We start from the raw sequence: 16,851 nt of genomic DNA, 5'->3' as shown, positions 1-16,851 counted from the left end.
CGGTACACGAGGCTCGAACTCGTGACCTCGACCTTGGCAAGGTCGCGCTCTACCAACTGAGCTAGTACCGCATTTTATTTATCAGCTATTTGAATTAACACATGATGATTTATGTGAACATTCAGGTAACTGATTAATTACCGCTTTGTTTATCTCGGGGGCTATGCCCTCTCAACACGGACGCATTCTACAGAGATTATTAAACGCGTCAATACAAAAAATGCTAGTTTTGAACTGTTTGCTTGTTTTTTATCTAAAACGGTGCGTTATTATACATTTAGAGTTAATTTTTAGTCAATTCACCCCATGCTGCACGTAAATATTGCATCATAGAACTCAAGGTTAAAAAGGTCGCAATGTACAGTAATCCAAAACTTAAATAGTTCATCCACGCATCATATTGCCAAATCAAACCGATAATGGCTAACATTTGTGCAGCCGTCTTTATTTTACCCATGTTTGAAACAGCCACGTTACCGCGCTTGCCCTGCTCTGCCATCCATTCGCGAAGTGCAGATATAATAATTTCACGGCTTATAATAATAAGAGCTGGTATTGTCATATACATAGTTTGATACTGATCGGCTAATGCAACAAGAGCAGCACATACCATTACTTTATCAGCAACAGGATCTAGAAAAGCACCAAAAGGAGTTGATTGCTCAAGCTTTCTTGCTAAATAACCGTCTAGTATATCGGTAATCGATGCAAGCCAAAAAATAAAGGCGGCAGCAAAAAATGCCCAGCTATAAGGCAAATAAAATATCACCAAAAAAACGGGGATAAGAAAAAGTCTAAATGTTGTAAGTGTGTTTGGAATATTCCACATAACTACTTGGATATGTCTTTTTGGCTATATTCGCATGAAGGGCTAGCCCTTGTCATGCAAATGGTTAAATATCTTCTCAGCCATGTCAGGGCTGATCCCAGGAACTTTCTTTAACTGTTCTATATTAGCAGCTTTTACACCTTGCATGCCCCCTAAATATTTTAATAATGTTTGGCGACGCTTAGAACCTACTCCATTTATTTCTTCTAATAGTGATTGTGTTCGTTGTTTTTGTCGTTTATTACGATGCCCAGCAATTGCAAAACGGTGAGACTCATCACGTATATGCTGAATCAAATGAAGCGCAGGTGCATCTGAATCCATCGGAATGGTTTTGCGTCCACCGTCAATCAATAGTGTTTCAAGACCGGGTTTGCGACTCGTTCCTTTTGCAACACCTACTAATAAAGGCATTTTTGTGTGCGGCCAATTAGAAAAGTACTGCTCAGCGCGCCCTAACTGCCCCTTACCACCATCAATAAAGATAACGTCTGGAATTTTGTCTTCGTCTACTAACTTGTTATAGCGTTTGTTAAGTGCAAATTCCATTGCAGCATAATCATCGCCACCGGTTATACCTGTTACGTTGTAGCGCCTATACTCTTTTGTATTTGGGCCTTGTGAGTCAAATACAACACAACTTGCAACGGTGTTCTCCCCCATGGTGTGGCTTATATCAAAACACTCCATTCGGGTAATATCGTCAAGTCGCAGTGTTGCTTTTAATTGTGCATAACGTTTATTAATAGAGTCTTGGGTACTTTGTTTAACCGCAATACTGTTTAATGCATTTTTATTTGCGAGTTGTAGGTATTGCGCACGTTCACCCCGAGTGACAACTTTAAGAGTTACTTTACGTTCACTTATTTGTGAGAGTGCTTCGCCGAGCGCCGCGCTTTCTTCTATTTCAAACGGTAATATGATTTCTTTTGCAATACGCCCTGTTGCACCTGGCGCTAAATAATATTGTCCTAAAAATGAGGTCAATATTTCTTGTTCACTCGAATCTTTAGGTACTTTTGGAAAATAGGTTTTACTACCCAGCACTTTATGATCGCGGATCATTAATAAATGAATACCGTTTAACCCGTTTAAATGCGCAAAACCGACAACATCCATTTCTGCAAAGTTACCAGAAATAGACTGTTGCTCCTGCATTTTACGAAGTAGCATTATTTGGTCGCGAACTTTTGCCGCTAATTCAAAGTTTAGTTGCAGGCTGGCTGCTTCCATTTTTTTTATTAAATCAGCAATAACTTCGTGAGATTTACCTGTTAAAAATTTACGAACATAATCAACCTGCTCGCTGTAATCATCATCCGTTACTTTATTTACACATGGAGCTGAGCAACGTTTAAGTTGATATTGCAGACACGGGCGACTTCTTGCGCGGTAATAAGCATCTTCACATTGACGAACAGGAAATATTTTTTGCATTAAGCGCAAGCTTTCAGATACCGCTCCTGCGCTTGGGAAAGGCCCAAAGTACTCACCTTTAATTTTACGACTGCCACGATGAAACGCTAAACGTGGGTGTTTATGGCTAGTTAGTAAAATATAGGGGTACGACTTATCGTCGCGCAATAATATGTTGTAGCGAGGCTGATATTTTTTTATTAGGTTATTTTCAAGCAGCAGTGCTTCGGTTTCAGTATTGGTGAGAGTGACTTCAATGTCACTAATATTACTCACTAAAACCCGTGTTTTGCTATCGGTAATATTACTTCTAAAGTAACTGCTCACACGCTTTTTTAGATGCTTAGCTTTACCAACATAAATAACTTGGCTGTCACTATCAAGCATTCGGTATACACCCGGCTCGCTTGATAGCGTTTTGAGAAAATGTACGTGATCAAATTCAGACATAAATTATAGTTAGTACGAAACGTCTATATCAATCATTTTATGACGAATAGCTAAATGGGTAAGCTCAACATCGCCACCTACATTTAACTTTTCAAACATACGGTAGCGATAGCTATTTACTGTTTTAGAGCTTAGATTTAAACGCTCTGCTATATCTTGTGCTTTTTCACCTTTGGTGATCATAAGCATAATTTGCAGCTCTCGCTCAGATAAACTCTGAAAAGGGTTTTCATCGGTACGGCCTGTCACTTGCGCAAGTGCTATCTGCTGTGCAATTTCAGGGGCAATATAACGCTGACCAGCATGAACGCAACGAATAGCACGAACCATTTCGTCAGAGCCTGCACCTTTAGTTAAAAAGCCATGAGCGCCAATTTGCATTACCTTGCTCGGAAACGGATCCTCACAATTAACAGTAAGCACAATAATTTTTACATCTGGGCAGTAACGACAAATCTTTTTAGTCGCTTCTAATCCGCCCATGCCTGGCATATTCATATCCATTAATACTATGTTTGGCGCATGCTGACGACAAAACTGTACAGCCTCTTCGCCAGTTTTAGCTTCGCCAATTACTTTAAACCCTCGTACGTCATCAAGAATACGCTTGATTCCTGTTCGTACAAGTTCATGGTCATCAACTAAAAGTACATTAATCAATGGAACATCCTCACTTACCTAACAACATGCAATTTAATTAAATTAATTTGCCACAGTAACATACATAAAGCGAAACAATAATTAATATTATTGCCTCACTCTAATAGTTTAAGCTGACGATTTTTCGCTAAATCTGTCAACCCATAACGCAATGATACCATCACCCGTTACATTACACGCAGTACCAAAGCTATCTTGTGCTAAATAAAGTGCAATCATTAATGCTACAGCACCTTCATTAAACCCAAGCATGCTTGTTAATAAACCAAGCGCCGACATGACTGCACCACCTGGAGCACCTGGAGCTGCAATCATTACTAAACCTAACATCATAATAAATGGCAGCATACCCATTAATGAAGGAACTTCCATGCTTGGCGATAAAAACATAACAGCCATTGCACAGGTTACTATTGTTATAGTTGAGCCAGATAAGTGAATAGTCGCGCAAAGCGGCACAGTAAAATTAGCTACATCTTCTTTAACATTATTTGCCTTACTTGATTGTAGCGATACTGGAATCGTTGCTGCACTCGACATAGTACCTAACGCAGTAAAGTAAGCTGGGAGCATATTTTTAACTAATTCGATTGGATTACGTTTTAACAATATACCTGTCGCTATATATAAAACGCTTAACCATAACCAATGCATAACAAGCGCAGCAACTAGTACTACACCAAATGTTTGCAATGTATCAACCACAGTGCCCGCTACCGTCATTTCGGCAAATACGCCAGCAATGTAAAATGGTAAAGCAGGTATAATTACTTTTGATAATAACCCGTCAATTACATCTCGCCCCTGATCAGACACCTTTTTAAGTGTATCAAGTTCTAATTGGCTCATGCCTATACCAAATACAAAAGCAGTCACTAATGCGGTCATTACACCCATCAGAGGTGGAATTTCTAAATCAATAAAACTGCCAATTTCAGTTGCAACTTCAGCTTCAAAAGTAATGCCACCACTTAAAAAAGGTATAACAGCACTTACTAATAAAAATGCAAGCGTACCTGCAATAATGGTAGAGCTGTAAGCAAACCCGACTGTTTTACCAAGTAAGTGACCAGACCCTTTTGGTAGACCAGCAATACCCGATGCAATAAAAAACAAAATGATAAGAGGGATGGTAAAGGAGATAATTTGACCAATCAGCTCTTTTACTGTAAATAAAAGTTCAACACCAGTTATAGGTACATATAGTCCGACTAAGATACCGGCCACAATACCGGCAATTAATTTTAAGATTAACTTCATTGTGATTGCTTAATTGAATTTAGATACGTGTTTTTATCATGTTTTAGACGCATTGTGTGATAAAACTATTCAAGTTACATTTATATGCACAAATAACGAACAAATACAGCTTAATCTAGAGCTCTTTTGAACATTTTTTTACTAAACGAGTTTTTACTCTTTAAATCTCAAATTAAGCCCGCACCTACAATAACTAAAGCACCGTTAATAATTGATTTTTATTTCGACTGGTTATAAGCCCAATAAATATATGTTATAGCCAAACTTTACTTTAGTTTTTTTAAACTCACAGTAAAGTGTATGTATAGTTAGTAGCAAAGGCTATTAGCACGTTGATCAGATTGTATCCAAAGGAACATTATGTCTACTATTTTTGAAGATAACTCACTAACTATTGGTAATACGCCGCTAGTAAAACTTAATCGTGTTACGGGTGGGAATGTATACGCTAAAGTTGAATCTCGTAATCCAAGCTTTAGTATCAAATGCCGTATTGGTGCATCAATGATTTGGGAAGCTGAAAAGTCAGGTCAGCTTGTTGAAGGTAAAGAACTTATTGAGCCAACATCAGGTAACACTGGTATTGCACTTGCATTTGTTGCAGCTGCTCGTGGTTACAAGTTAACACTTACTATGCCAAACACTATGAGCCTTGAACGTCGCAAGCTATTAAAAGCACTAGGTGCAAACCTAGTACTTACCGACGGTGCTAAAGGTATGAATGGCGCAATTGAAAAAGCAAAAGAAATTCAAGCAACCGCACCTGATAAATATATTTTATTACAACAATTCGAAAACCCTGCAAATCCTAAAATTCACTTTGAAACAACAGGCCCAGAAATTTACGATGCACTTGACGGCAAAGTAGACTTTTTTGTAGCCGGTGTAGGTACGGGTGGTACTATTACAGGTGTTAGCCGTTACCTTAAAACAGAAAAAGGTCTAAACGTTAAATCTATTGCTGTTGAACCAACTAACTCTCCAGTCATTAGCCAAACGCTTGCCGGTGAAGAAATTAAACCAGGCCCTCATAAAATCCAAGGCATTGGTGCAGGCTTTATCCCTGGTAACTTAGATATGGACTTAATTGATGCAGCTGAGCTTGTATCTAACGAAGATGCAATTGCAATGGCGCATCAGTTAATGAAAAAAGAAGGTATTTTAGTCGGTATTTCGTCAGGTGCAGCGGTTGTTGCAGCTAAGCGAATTGCTGAAAAACCTGAAAACGCAGATAAAAATATTGTTGTTATCCTACCTAGTGCAACTGAGCGTTACTTATCAAGCCCAATGTTTGATGAAGAGTTTAGTGAGCAAGAGCTAGTGCAATAAGCAATTCTAAAATTTTAAAAGGATGCTTTAGGCATCCTTTTTTATTATTTATTATCCAATTTTCTATTTATTGCCCGCCATACCTTTACATCTTCATAGATAAACCACACACTTTAAAAAAACTAATTAATAATAGTTAATATGAAAAAAATCACGAGTTTATTAAGTTTGGTTCTCTGTTTATTTTTATCAGCCTGCGGTGACGATACCAAAACACTTGGCGACACTCCTGGCGATACAGCAACCGCTTATTTTGATGCGCTTTATAACCAGCAAGACCTTCAAAAAGCCAGCACCATGGCAACACCCAACCTTACACGCATAATGAAATCCTACGGTACTGCTAAACAGTTTTCCCGTAACTTAGTAAATATGCAATACGATGAAGTAACCATTGAAGTTGATATGACCAATATGAGCGTCCGTGAGCAATACGGTGATAATGCCAAAATAAACCTTATTTTTACCGGCTATTTAAATGGTGATAAAATTGACGAAATGCGCAGCGTAAAAATGCTTCGTAAAAAGGGGAAATGGTACATAGATAAAATTGTTGCAGACCCTTACGCTCGTTAAAAGAAATGAATTACACATAAAAAGGCCTTACATTTGTAAGGCCTTTTTACGTTTTAGTTAGTAAGTAAAGTACTACCCTACAATTCACCTGGTTGAAAGTTATCAACCGCGATGGCTTGCTTTCGTAACTTATTAGCATGATGCATTGCATCTGCATCCGTTTGCTCTAACAACTTATTTTCAAGCGCATAATTTATCGCGCCTTCAATATCAAGCGTTGTTGGCACACTGCCCTTGCGCTGCCATTGTTTTAAATCTTTAAACTGCGCCTGCATATCATGCATAGCTAAAAATGCGCTTTCCATGACCCCTGTACCTGCATTTTCATCTACATAACATAAGTGTGTTAAGCGGTTTCTAAATACACCCGGTTGAGTCATACGCTCACAAATACTTTGTGCTATTTCATCACTTGGTCTGTGGTAATGATTTCCAAGCGGGAACACGATACGTTTAAGGATAAAATTAACAACCGGATTTGAAAAGTTTTTAAAGAAGCCATTAAACGCTTGGCCAATTTCAAATAATGAGTTCTCAATTGCATATTTTACAAATGGTAAATCAGCTTGTTGGCGCCCTTCGTCTTCATAACGTTTTAAAACAGTTGATGCTAAGTACAAATGACTTAATACATCACCCAAACGTGCCGATATCATTTCTTTACGTTTAAGTTCACCGCCAAGCATTAACATAGCCACGTCTGTGCAAATAGCTAAGCCTCGGCTCATTCTACTCAATTGTTTATAATAAACAGCCGTTTCACCACCTACAGGGGCTTTAGCAAAGCAACTACGTGTCAAGCCATGCACAAATGCCATGCCTGCATTACTTGCTACAAATATTATATGGTTCATTAATAAACCATCAAATTGTTCAAGTGCTGCGTCGTCATCTTCCATTGCAGCGGCTTCCATTTCTTTTAAAACAAATGGATGACAGCGTGTTGCACCTTGGCCAAATATCATTAAGTTACGCGTTAAAATATTTGCGCCTTCAACCGTAATTGATACTGGAATACCCATATAGCCATGCGCCAAATAGTTATTAGGCCCTACTTGAATTCCTTTACCTGAATGAATATCCATTGCATCGTTCATTACCGTACGACCCATTTCAGTCATATGGTATTTAGCAATCGCTGTTACAACCGACGGGCTTAATTTTAAATCAATCGCACCTGCGGTCATTAATCGGCACGACTCAAGTGTGTAAGTTAAACCACCAATACGTGCAAGTGCCTCTTGCACACCTTCAAACTGCCCTATAGATACACCAAACTGCTGGCGTACCAGGGCGTATGCCGATGTCATTTTTGAAGCTAAATGTCCAGTTGCTGCACTCAATGCTGGTAGTGATATACCACGCCCTGCACTTAAACACTCAACAAGCATTCTCCAGCCACGCCCTGCACACTCTTGTCCACCAATGATCCAATCCAGTGGTATAAATACATCTTTACCGTAAGTGGTACCATTCATGAAGGCCATATTAAGTGGATAATGACGCTCACCCGTTTCGACACCCGGATGATCGGTTGGTATAAGCGCACACGTTATGCCTAGCTCTTTTTTATCACCTAATAAAGCGTCTGGATCATACATTTTAAATGCTAAGCCGAGTACAGTAGCAACGGGTGCAAGCGTAATGTAACGCTTTGACCAATTTAAACGCAAACCCATTACTTGCTCGCCATTGTGCTCACCCATACACACCACACCGGAATCAGGAATGCTGCCAGCATCAGAGCCCGCCTCTGGTCCCGTTAATGCAAAACAAGGAACATCTGTACCATTTGCTAAACTTGGCAGCCAACGATCTTGCTGCTCTTTAGTACCATAGTGAAGAAGTAACTCACCTGGACCTAAGCTATTAGGCACCATAACAGTGACCGCGGCTGTTAAGCTTTTAGTCGAAATTTTTGACACTATCGTTGAATTAGCAATTGCCGAGAACTCACGACCGCCAAATTTTTCAGGAATGATCAGCGCAAAAAAACCTTCTGTTTTTAGGTAATCCCACACTTCTTTTGGTAAGTCTTTGTCTTTTTGTACAATTTGATAATCATCAAGCATCGCCAATAAGGTTTCTACTTGGTTAGCCATAAATGCGTTTTCTTTATCGCTAAGCTCTGGTTTAGGAAAGCGGTGCAGTTTTTGCCAATCTGGGTTACCACTAAATAACTCACCATCCCACCAAACATCACCTGCTTCCATTGCCTCTCGCTCTGTTTGCGATAATGGCGGAAGCACCTTTTTGAACATTTTAAACGTAGGACGACTAATCAAGTTTAGGCGAATATCTTTAACCGCAAAAATAACCACCACCACGACCAGCAATATTATAAATATTAACATGCGCACATTCCTTACACATTGAATGAAAATAGTAACTTAATTATGACCCATCTTAATTTAAATACAATCATTGCACGACGAGTCGTGAGCCTTAACGCATCCATTTTATTGTTTTAAACATCACTGCTATTATCAACGTTTTAATAACAATAAATTAAAGGAATAGCATGACCCCCTTTCGATTTAAACTAAGTATGAGCGCCTTAATGGTAGCAAGTACTCTTGCTTTAACGGCCTGCGATGCAGAAGTAACGATAGACACTACCGATTCAGCACACACTAAAAAAGCTGTAACAGCTAAAGGTGCAAAAACATTTATAACAAACACAGAAAAAGAACTAAGTGCACTTTATTTAGAATCGAGCCGTGCAGAATGGATTTACGCAAACTTTATTACTCATGATACGTCGGCTCTATCGGCTGAAGTTAACCGTAAAATGACCGAAACAGTCGTGCGTTTAGCCAATGAAGCTGCAAAATATGATGAACTAGAGCTTGATTACGATGCTCGCCGTAAGCTTGATAAACTAAAACTAGCACTTACACTTCCTGCCCCACAAGACGCTGATAAAACAGCGAAACTTTCACAAATTGTCGCAGAGCTTGGCGGGCTATACGGTAAGGGTAAATACTGTAAAGAAGACGGCAGCTGTTTAAGCCTTGGCGACATGACTTCAAAAATGGCCACCAGCCGAGACTACAACGAACTACTTGATTTATGGCAAGGCTGGCGTCAAATATCAAAACCAATGCGCTCACTTTACGAGCAACAAGTAGCACTTACCAACGAAGGTGCAAAAGAGCTTGGTTATGCCGATACGGGCGCTATGTGGCGCAGTAAATACGATATGCCTGCTGATGACTTCACCACCGAGCTTGACCGTATTTGGGGCCAAGTTAAACCACTGTATAACTCGCTACACTGCCATGTTCGCGCAAAGCTAGGTGAAAAGTATGGCACCGACAAAGTACCTCAAGATCAGCCTATACCAGCGCACTTACTTGGTAATATGTGGGCGCAAGCATGGGGTAATATTTACGATGTAGTTGCACCAGAAAACGCCGATCCGGGTTACGACGTAACCGAGTTATTAGCTCAAAATAATTACGACGAACTTAAAATGGTAAAAGGGGCTGAAAACTTTTTTACCTCAATGGTTTTTGACGCACTACCAGAGACATTTTACGAGCGTTCACTGTTTGTAAAGCCAAAAGACAGAGATGTGCAGTGTCATGCATCAGCATGGAATATCGATAGCAAAGACGATTTACGCATTAAAATGTGTATTCAGCGCACAGGCGAAGAGTTTTCAGTTATTCACCATGAATTAGGTCATAACTTTTATCAGCGCGCTTATAATAAACAGCCTTTATTTTATCAAGAAAGTGCAAACGATGGTTTTCATGAAGCCATTGGAGATACCATTGCCTTATCGGTTACACCGGGTTACTTAAAAGAAATCGGCTTACTTGAACAAGTTCCTGATGAATCTAAAGATATTGGTTTATTAATGAAAATGGCACTTGATAAAGTCGCCTTTGTGCCGTTTAGCTTAATGGTTGATCAGTGGCGCTGGCAGGTATTTTCAGGGGAAGTAGCTCCGGAAAATTACAATAAAGCATGGTGGGAACTACGTGAAAAATACCAAGGAGTGCAAGCTCCTATCGCACGTAGCGAAAATGACTTTGATCCGGGTGCTAAGTACCACGTACCGGGCAACACGCCTTATACTCGTTATTTTTTAGCGCATATTTTACAATTTGAGTTTCATCGCAGCTTATGTGAAATTGCCGGTAACGATAAAGCCATTCATCGCTGCTCTATTTATAACTCAAAAGAAGCAGGGGATAAGCTAAACGCTATGCTTGAAATGGGTTCGTCTCGCCCTTGGCAAGAGGCACTTGAAACTGTAACAGGTAAGCCGCAAATGGATGCAACAGCAATGCTCGATTACTTTGCACCATTACAAACTTATTTAGATAAACAAAACGAAGGCCGCAACTGCGGCTGGTAAATAGCGCTGAATAAAAAGCCCGCTCAAATGAGCGGGCTTTTTATTCATATTCTAATTTTCTGTTAAATTAGAACTGTAAGCTTACATTTGCAAAGTAGGCATCATAATCAGAATCATCCCAGTTATTGCCGTAACCTGCTTCTAAACCAACATTGTTGTTGAAAAAGTGTTGAGCACCAAGAGTGTAATCATCATTTTTATTAACTGTAACAAAAACTGATGTTGCTTTGCTGAAATAGTAGTTAGATGCTAATTCCCAGTTACTTGAACCGCCATCAACATCTTCAAATTTACCTTCAACAGTCAAGTAGTTACCTTGCTGTAAATCAACAAAGTACTTAGCTGCTACTGCACGGTAATCAAACTCATCATCTGCTGTTACTGTAAAGCCGATATAATCAGTGCTGTTTAACTGGTGGTTATACGCTAAGTCAAACACAAATTGATTGTCAGCATCTTCTACATCAACAAACGTTGCTTTTAATACAAGGTTTGGGTTAAAGAAGTAACCAGCTGAAAGTTCAATTACATCCGTGCTTGAGCCAAAATCACTATCGAAATTATTGTACTGTGCACCTAATACAAAATCTTCTACAAAATACTCACCGCCAACGCTAGTAGCATCTACAAAATCATTATCAATGTATGCACCATAAACATTTGTTTGCTTATTGATGTATTCAAATTGATCGTAAGGACCTAAAGTCGCTTTTGGAGAAAAATAATACGTTGAGTCAACACTTAATGTGTCATCACCATCTACGTCCACATATCCTACATGGCTAATTGATTGGTAAGTATCTGCGGCTATTGCAGTGGTTGCAGCGCTTGATAATAAAATGCTCGAAATGATAACGGCTAATTTTTTCATTTTAAATTCCCTATAAATATTACTTTAGTGCCTCAGCTGTCTAGCCAAAGTCGGGGCGCATCCTAACGCCAAAAAAATGAACAAAAACTGAATAAAAGGTCAAATTAAAACCAACGGGGTTGTAATAATTTACATGCAAATGTAAATACAAAGTATCTATTAAATCTACAAGACAATATTATGTCATCATTTAAATTCAAAAAGTAACAAATACGGTACAAACTGTCGCTAAATTGAACACAACTTAATTATTCGATAAACCTCATCAATATAATTTCCTCTCACTAATTTTTTTTAATTTCTCAAAAAAATTACTCTGTTTAATTCATTATTTCTGTTTTTATAATGAAAAATAGGTTTGTATCAGTGCATATTTTTATCTGTTTTTTCCAATAACTATTGTTTACTAGCAAAAACAACTCCAATTCTTACTATTTTATAGCTATTATCATCGACTGCACTTAATGGCTTTAATAACAATTTAGCCATTCATGGCGACTCTATTTATAACTTAAAGGAGTTATTTAGATGAGCATGATAAAGGCCGTAATTATGGCTGGTAAAAGTTTATAGTTGAAAGCTCAAACGTTTAAAAACGACAAAGCCCGCTAAATTTAGCGGGCTTTTTAATATTACTTTTGTATTAACTAAGTACGGGACTTAATTAGAACTGAAAACGCATGTTAGCAAAGTACGCATCGTTGTCAGAATCATCAGCGTTGTTTTCGTAACCCACCTTTACACCAATATTTTTATTGATGAAGTGTTGAGCACCAAAGCTATAAGTATCTTGCTTATTGTAGTTAGCAAATACAGATGTTGCTTTTGAGAAGTAGTAGTTAGTTTCTGCTACCCATTGGTTTTCTGCATCATCAATACTTTCGTATTTACCTTCAAATGTTAGGTAGTTACCTTGCTGTAAATCAATAAAGTATTTAGCAGCCACTGCACGGTAATCAAAATCGTCGTCTGATGTAAGTGTAACACCTACGTAATCAGTGCTGTTTAGCATGTAGTTGTAAGCTAAATCAAATAATGCGTAATCATCGCCGTCTTTATTTTCAACTAGTGTTACTTTTGCAAGTAAATCAGGGTTGAAAAAGTAACCACCCGTCAGTTTATAAAGCTCACTGTTAGAACCTGAATCTGGGTCTAGGTTTTCGTAAGATGCGCCAACAACAAATTCATTAATGAAGTATTCACCACCAACTGATGTTAAATCGCCAAAGTCGTCATCAGCATAGCCACCATATACGTTAGTTTGTTTATTGATGTATTCAAACTGATCGTACGGGCCTAAAGTTTTTTTAGGAGATAAATAGTAAATAGAATCTACAGCAACAGTATCGTTGTTATCGCTATTTTTGTAGCTTAGGTTACTAATTGAATTATAGCTGTCTGCAGCAGCCGCAGTGCTAGATAATAAAATGCTCGAAATAATAACTGCTAATTTTTTCATTGTAAGACTTCCCTATGTACATTGCTTTTTATGCTCTAGCTGTATTGCTAAAGTCGAGGAACATGCTAACGTTAGGAAACTGAATGAAAACTTAACTAACCGGTTGTATTTATTAAGTTAATTGTAAGGAAGTGTTGTAAACTGTAAAATTAAAGTAGTTGCAACATTTAGTCAACAACTACTTAAAACATGTACCGTATTAAAGCGCGTGTTGGCTAATAATACGGTAAACATCGTTAATATTATCGCCAGACTTAAACTCTTTACTAATTGGTGTTGGATCTGAGCCAACCCATATTTTTAGCTCGGCATCTAAGTCAAAATGGCCTGCGCTTTCTTTACTAAACTTGGTAATTTTAGAGTAAGCAACACTCACCATTTCCATTTTAGAACCGGTCATACCTTGCTTATCAATTAAGATTAAACGCTTATTAGTAAAAATAAACATATCACGTACTACTTTATATGCCTTTTCTACTTGTTCACCGTCAATTAATGTATTGGCGAGGATTTTCTCTAAATCAGAATCGTCAACTTCGCTTGCATTACCCATAAGTCCGCTAAGTAAACCCATTATACTTTCTCCTGTTTAAATATTTGATTCTCTAATGTGTGACCATTAACTAACTGCCTGTACTTCCAATTGTGCTGATGACAAAAACTCAGCAGTGCAATATCAAGCGGCTCACCTGTTGGCTGATACTCAACTACATATTCTTTATGTTGGCTCATATACACCCGGCTCACCCCTGCAATTGCTTGAAGCTGTTGCTCAACATTTTGATAAGCCTCGCTTAGCATTAATGTATAAAAGTGTTTATCGGTATTATTAGTTTTTGTTTGGTGCTCGCTTAGTACGCCTTTGTCTAAATGAAGTACCTGTGAGCATAGTCGCTCAAGCTCAGTTAAATCGTGAGAGCTTAAAATAAATGTAGCCTGCTCACTTAATTCAGATACTAGCTCACGTACTTCTCTGGCATGAATCGGATCAAGCCCTGCGGTTGCTTCATCAAGCATTACAATTTGTGGTGAACCAATAAGTGCTTGCGCTATCGTAACGCGCTTGCGCATACCGTGCGATAAGTCACCTGCACGCTGCTTTGCAATTTCTTTTAAGCCAACTAAATCAAGTACACGTAGCGCCTCAGTTTGGCTTTGCTTTGCCCCCATACCTTGTAGTTTTGCATAAAAGGCGAGTTGCTTGTCTATATTAAAACGAGGGTCAAGTTGTGCATCTTGCGGTAATGCACTTACTTTATTAAATAAAGCAGCACTACCTGGCTTATGCCCTAATATTTCAAGGCTGCCTTTACTTGGCGCTATATAGCCGCACAACAAACTAAATAAGGTAGTTTTACCCGCACCATTTGGCCCAACAAGCGCCACTGGCGCGCCTTTGTTAATTTCAAAGTCCACATTATTAAGCGCAAGTTTTGCACCATACGATTTACTCAAACCGCTAGCTGTAATTAATGGTCTCATAGTGAGCTCCTTGCAAAAATACGTTGAGCAACGCTTAGTAGCACCGCAGTTTGCACAAGGGGAATAGCAACAGCGCTTAATAATGGTAAATTTTGCCCCGCTAATAACTCTATTTGCACACCCGGAAATAAATAATCAAGCAAGCCTAATGCGGGTATTTGCCATTGCAATATACCAACTACAATACCGCCTGCTGCAAAATATAAAATTGCCAATACAATAGATAAGCGCGATGAGCGAGCAAAAGTATTTATTAACGTCATAAGTGCTACAAATGGGCACAGAGTAATCACTAATATTAAAAATATAGAAAGTGCACGGGCAAAACCACCAGCCAGTAAACTTGGCTCTCTAAACCCTAGTACAGCGAGCGTAGCCACAAGAGTAATGCCTACTAAGCAGGCTAATACCGCTAGCTGCCCTAAAAAACGGCCAAACAGTATTTCAAAGCGAGTGGAGCGCAGAGATAAAAACCTCAGTGTGCCACGCTCTCTGTCGCCTACTGTTTGATCGCTACAAATAAATAAACCAAAAACGGGAAAGCTATACAGGGCTATTAACCAGTACATAGCAAATTCGGCCTCAGGCCAATCTAATAACTTACTTAAACCAATAGAACCTGATATATCACGGGCTATTTGCTCAAAATCGGGCGCACTTACAATACCTACTGCTTGTCCTATTGGGTAGCGCAGTATGATTAGCCACACCAATGCAAAGGCAGCTAATGCAATAAGTCCACGTTTAGTTAAAAACATACGTACAAGCTCAAATCCCGCTATTTGCGTTAATCGCCCTACGTTTATCGGTAATGGTGTTGCCATTGACTATCCTTAATGACTTTTTATTTTCTGTGTATTTATCCACACTAAGTGTAAACACCTTGAATTACCAGCAAAAAAAAGCCCACCTATGGTGAGCTTTGTAACAATACATTTAAATGTAACAGCATAAATTGCGATATAAATTATAAATGCTGCTTATAAACCTCAAGTGCTTGTCTTAAATCGCTAATTAAATCTTCAACATCTTCAAGGCCAATATGCAGGCGAATAACCGGGCCTAAATCCCAACCTGTATTTGAACGTAGCCCTTTCATAGTTAAATTAGCCGTTACTAAACTTTCAAAACCGCCCCACGAAAAGCCCATTTTAATATGCTCAAGGCTATCTAAAAATTCATCAATCGCTTTTTGATTACCGGTTTTCATCACAAATGAAAACAGCCCATTACTGCCATCAAAATCACGTTTAAAAAACTCATGCCCTGGGCAGGTTTCAAATGCAGGGTGGCGAATATGATCAACAAGCTCATGTTGTTCAAGCCATTTAGCTACTTCTATTGCTGCTTTTTCATGTTGATTTAAACGCACACCCATTGTACGCAGGCCTCTAAGCGCTAAATACGCATCATCGGCACTGGTACATTGCCCTAGTAAGTACGAGTTTTCGCGCAAGGTTGGCCAATACTTTTTATTAGCAACAGCCACACCCATCATCACGTCTGAATGGCCAACAATATACTTTGTTGCAGCCTGAATACTAATATCAACACCGTGCTCTAACGGGCGATAATGCAAGCCGTTACCGTAGGTATTATCAAGCATGGTCATGACATTGTGCTCATTGGCTACTTTTACCATAGCGGGCACATCTTGCACTTCCATCGTAATAGAACCTGGGGATTCTAAAAACAACACTTTAGTATTTGGCTGAATGTAATCTTTAATACCTGCGCCAATGGTTGGCGGGTAGTACGAAGTGGTAATTCCAAGCCCTGTTAAAATTTTATCGCAAAAGTCACGAGTTGGTTCGTACACGTTATCAACCATTAAAATATGATCACCGGTTTTTAAAAACGATAAAAATACTTGGCTAATCGCCGCTGCGCCACACGGGTATAGTGCACAGCCTTCGCCGCCTTCAAGTTCTGTAATCGCTTCTTGCAGCGCAAAGTGTGTTGTTGTGCCCCGGCGCCCATAAAATAACGTTTTATCGCCACGGGTTTTAGCTGCTTCTTTTAAATCTGCTACGGTATCAAATACAATAGTAGATGCACGCTGTACAACCGGGTTTACTACGCCGTGTGTATACGCTTTTTTGCGTCCTGATGACACTAGCTGAGTGTTTTTATTACTTTTACTCGACATT

General features: G+C 39.0%; 14 protein-coding genes and 1 tRNA gene. 3 read left to right on the top strand and 12 right to left on the bottom strand.

Annotation, left to right across the window (positions count from 1 at the left end; all coding sequences use genetic code 11):
• From WNY98_RS18595 to WNY98_RS18575, 5 genes are all read right to left on the bottom strand, one after another.
• Positions 1-69 (bottom strand) — tRNA-Gly (locus tag WNY98_RS18595).
• 214 nt (positions 70-283) lie between these two features.
• Entirely contained in the window at positions 284-829 is a 546-nt protein-coding gene (gene pgsA, locus WNY98_RS18590) for a CDP-diacylglycerol--glycerol-3-phosphate 3-phosphatidyltransferase (protein ID WP_342878620.1), read from the bottom strand.
• A 42-nt stretch (positions 830-871) separates the two neighbouring features.
• On the bottom strand, positions 872-2,695 hold the full coding sequence (gene uvrC, locus WNY98_RS18585; RefSeq protein WP_024599811.1) for an excinuclease ABC subunit UvrC: 1,824 nt from the start codon (positions 2,693-2,695) through the stop codon (positions 872-874).
• A 9-nt stretch (positions 2,696-2,704) separates the two neighbouring features.
• Positions 2,705-3,355, bottom strand: coding sequence for a UvrY/SirA/GacA family response regulator transcription factor (gene uvrY / locus WNY98_RS18580; protein ID WP_007377972.1), 651 nt, complete (start codon positions 3,353-3,355; stop codon positions 2,705-2,707).
• Between the two features lie 108 nt (positions 3,356-3,463).
• Positions 3,464-4,615, bottom strand: coding sequence for a dicarboxylate/amino acid:cation symporter (locus WNY98_RS18575; RefSeq protein ID WP_076924381.1), 1,152 nt, complete (start codon positions 4,613-4,615; stop codon positions 3,464-3,466).
• A gap of 360 nt (positions 4,616-4,975) precedes the next feature.
• On the opposite strand from WNY98_RS18575, the gene cysK reads away from it, so the two are divergent.
• Both cysK and WNY98_RS18565 read left to right on the top strand, forming a co-directional pair.
• Positions 4,976-5,944, top strand: coding sequence for a cysteine synthase A (cysK, locus tag WNY98_RS18570; protein WP_024599813.1), 969 nt, complete (start codon positions 4,976-4,978; stop codon positions 5,942-5,944).
• Positions 5,945-6,085: 141 nt separating this feature from the next.
• Positions 6,086-6,520 (top strand): hypothetical protein, encoded by a 435-nt coding sequence (locus WNY98_RS18565; RefSeq protein ID WP_024599814.1) that lies wholly within the window; start codon positions 6,086-6,088, stop codon positions 6,518-6,520.
• A 77-nt stretch (positions 6,521-6,597) separates the two neighbouring features.
• On the opposite strand, the gene WNY98_RS18560 is transcribed toward WNY98_RS18565, so the two are convergent.
• On the bottom strand, positions 6,598-8,874 hold the full coding sequence (locus WNY98_RS18560) for an acyl-CoA dehydrogenase (protein ID WP_342878619.1): 2,277 nt from the start codon (positions 8,872-8,874) through the stop codon (positions 6,598-6,600).
• A 167-nt stretch (positions 8,875-9,041) separates the two neighbouring features.
• Here WNY98_RS18560 and WNY98_RS18555 point away from each other — a divergent pair, with 167 nt between their 5' ends.
• Complete coding sequence (locus WNY98_RS18555) at positions 9,042-10,889, top strand: M2 family metallopeptidase (protein WP_342878618.1); 1,848 nt, start codon at positions 9,042-9,044, stop codon at positions 10,887-10,889.
• Positions 10,890-10,956: 67 nt separating this feature from the next.
• Here the strand turns inward: WNY98_RS18555 and WNY98_RS18550 are convergent, their stop codons facing one another.
• From WNY98_RS18550 to WNY98_RS18525, 6 genes are all read right to left on the bottom strand, one after another.
• A complete protein-coding gene (locus WNY98_RS18550) occupies positions 10,957-11,760 on the bottom strand; it encodes a putative porin (RefSeq protein WP_170072921.1) in 804 nt (267 codons plus the stop codon).
• A gap of 664 nt (positions 11,761-12,424) precedes the next feature.
• Positions 12,425-13,219 carry a putative porin gene (locus tag WNY98_RS18545; RefSeq protein WP_002962833.1) on the bottom strand — a complete coding sequence of 265 codons (795 nt, stop codon included), beginning with the start codon at positions 13,217-13,219 and terminating at the stop codon, positions 12,425-12,427.
• 199 nt (positions 13,220-13,418) lie between these two features.
• A complete protein-coding gene (locus tag WNY98_RS18540; protein ID WP_024599818.1) occupies positions 13,419-13,793 on the bottom strand; it encodes a PH domain-containing protein in 375 nt (124 codons plus the stop codon).
• Positions 13,793-14,701: an ABC transporter ATP-binding protein gene (locus WNY98_RS18535; protein WP_170072922.1), complete on the bottom strand. Its 909-nt coding sequence runs from the start codon at positions 14,699-14,701 to the stop codon at positions 13,793-13,795. The genes WNY98_RS18540 and WNY98_RS18535 overlap by 1 nt, the downstream gene beginning before the upstream one ends.
• Entirely contained in the window at positions 14,698-15,525 is an 828-nt protein-coding gene (locus WNY98_RS18530; protein ID WP_170072923.1) for an ABC transporter permease subunit, read from the bottom strand. The genes WNY98_RS18535 and WNY98_RS18530 overlap by 4 nt, the downstream gene beginning before the upstream one ends.
• 143 nt (positions 15,526-15,668) lie before the next feature.
• Positions 15,669-16,850, bottom strand: a complete 1,182-nt coding sequence (locus WNY98_RS18525) for a cystathionine beta-lyase (RefSeq protein WP_342878617.1) — start codon at positions 16,848-16,850, stop codon at positions 15,669-15,671.
• Between the last annotated feature and the right edge of the window lies 1 nt (position 16,851).

It is taken from the genome of Pseudoalteromonas sp. AS71 (assembly GCF_038900275.1).
Classification (GTDB): Bacteria; Pseudomonadota; Gammaproteobacteria; order Enterobacterales; family Alteromonadaceae; genus Pseudoalteromonas.
Note: the sequence above shows the minus strand (reverse complement) of the source record. Positions and strands in the feature narration are given on the sequence as shown.

What these genes read in the sequence shown, in the direction of transcription:
- WNY98_RS18535 (WP_170072922.1), bottom strand. Translation starts at nt 14,701, where the DNA reads ATGAGACCATTAATTACAGCTAGCGGTTTGAGTAAATCGTATGGTGCA.
- pgsA (WP_342878620.1), bottom strand. Translation starts at nt 829, where the DNA reads ATGTGGAATATTCCAAACACACTTACAACATTTAGACTTTTTCTTATC.
- WNY98_RS18525 (WP_342878617.1), bottom strand. Translation starts at nt 16,850, where the DNA reads ATGTCGAGTAAAAGTAATAAAAACACTCAGCTAGTGTCATCAGGACGC.
- uvrC (WP_024599811.1), bottom strand. Translation starts at nt 2,695, where the DNA reads ATGTCTGAATTTGATCACGTACATTTTCTCAAAACGCTATCAAGCGAG.
- WNY98_RS18545 (WP_002962833.1), bottom strand. Translation starts at nt 13,219, where the DNA reads ATGAAAAAATTAGCAGTTATTATTTCGAGCATTTTATTATCTAGCACT.
- WNY98_RS18565 (WP_024599814.1), top strand. Translation starts at nt 6,086, where the DNA reads ATGAAAAAAATCACGAGTTTATTAAGTTTGGTTCTCTGTTTATTTTTA.
- WNY98_RS18575 (WP_076924381.1), bottom strand. Translation starts at nt 4,615, where the DNA reads ATGAAGTTAATCTTAAAATTAATTGCCGGTATTGTGGCCGGTATCTTA.
- WNY98_RS18550 (WP_170072921.1), bottom strand. Translation starts at nt 11,760, where the DNA reads ATGAAAAAATTAGCCGTTATCATTTCGAGCATTTTATTATCAAGCGCT.
- cysK (WP_024599813.1), top strand. Translation starts at nt 4,976, where the DNA reads ATGTCTACTATTTTTGAAGATAACTCACTAACTATTGGTAATACGCCG.
- WNY98_RS18560 (WP_342878619.1), bottom strand. Translation starts at nt 8,874, where the DNA reads ATGTTAATATTTATAATATTGCTGGTCGTGGTGGTGGTTATTTTTGCG.
- WNY98_RS18555 (WP_342878618.1), top strand. Translation starts at nt 9,042, where the DNA reads ATGACCCCCTTTCGATTTAAACTAAGTATGAGCGCCTTAATGGTAGCA.
- WNY98_RS18540 (WP_024599818.1), bottom strand. Translation starts at nt 13,793, where the DNA reads ATGGGTTTACTTAGCGGACTTATGGGTAATGCAAGCGAAGTTGACGAT.
- WNY98_RS18530 (WP_170072923.1), bottom strand. Translation starts at nt 15,525, where the DNA reads ATGGCAACACCATTACCGATAAACGTAGGGCGATTAACGCAAATAGCG.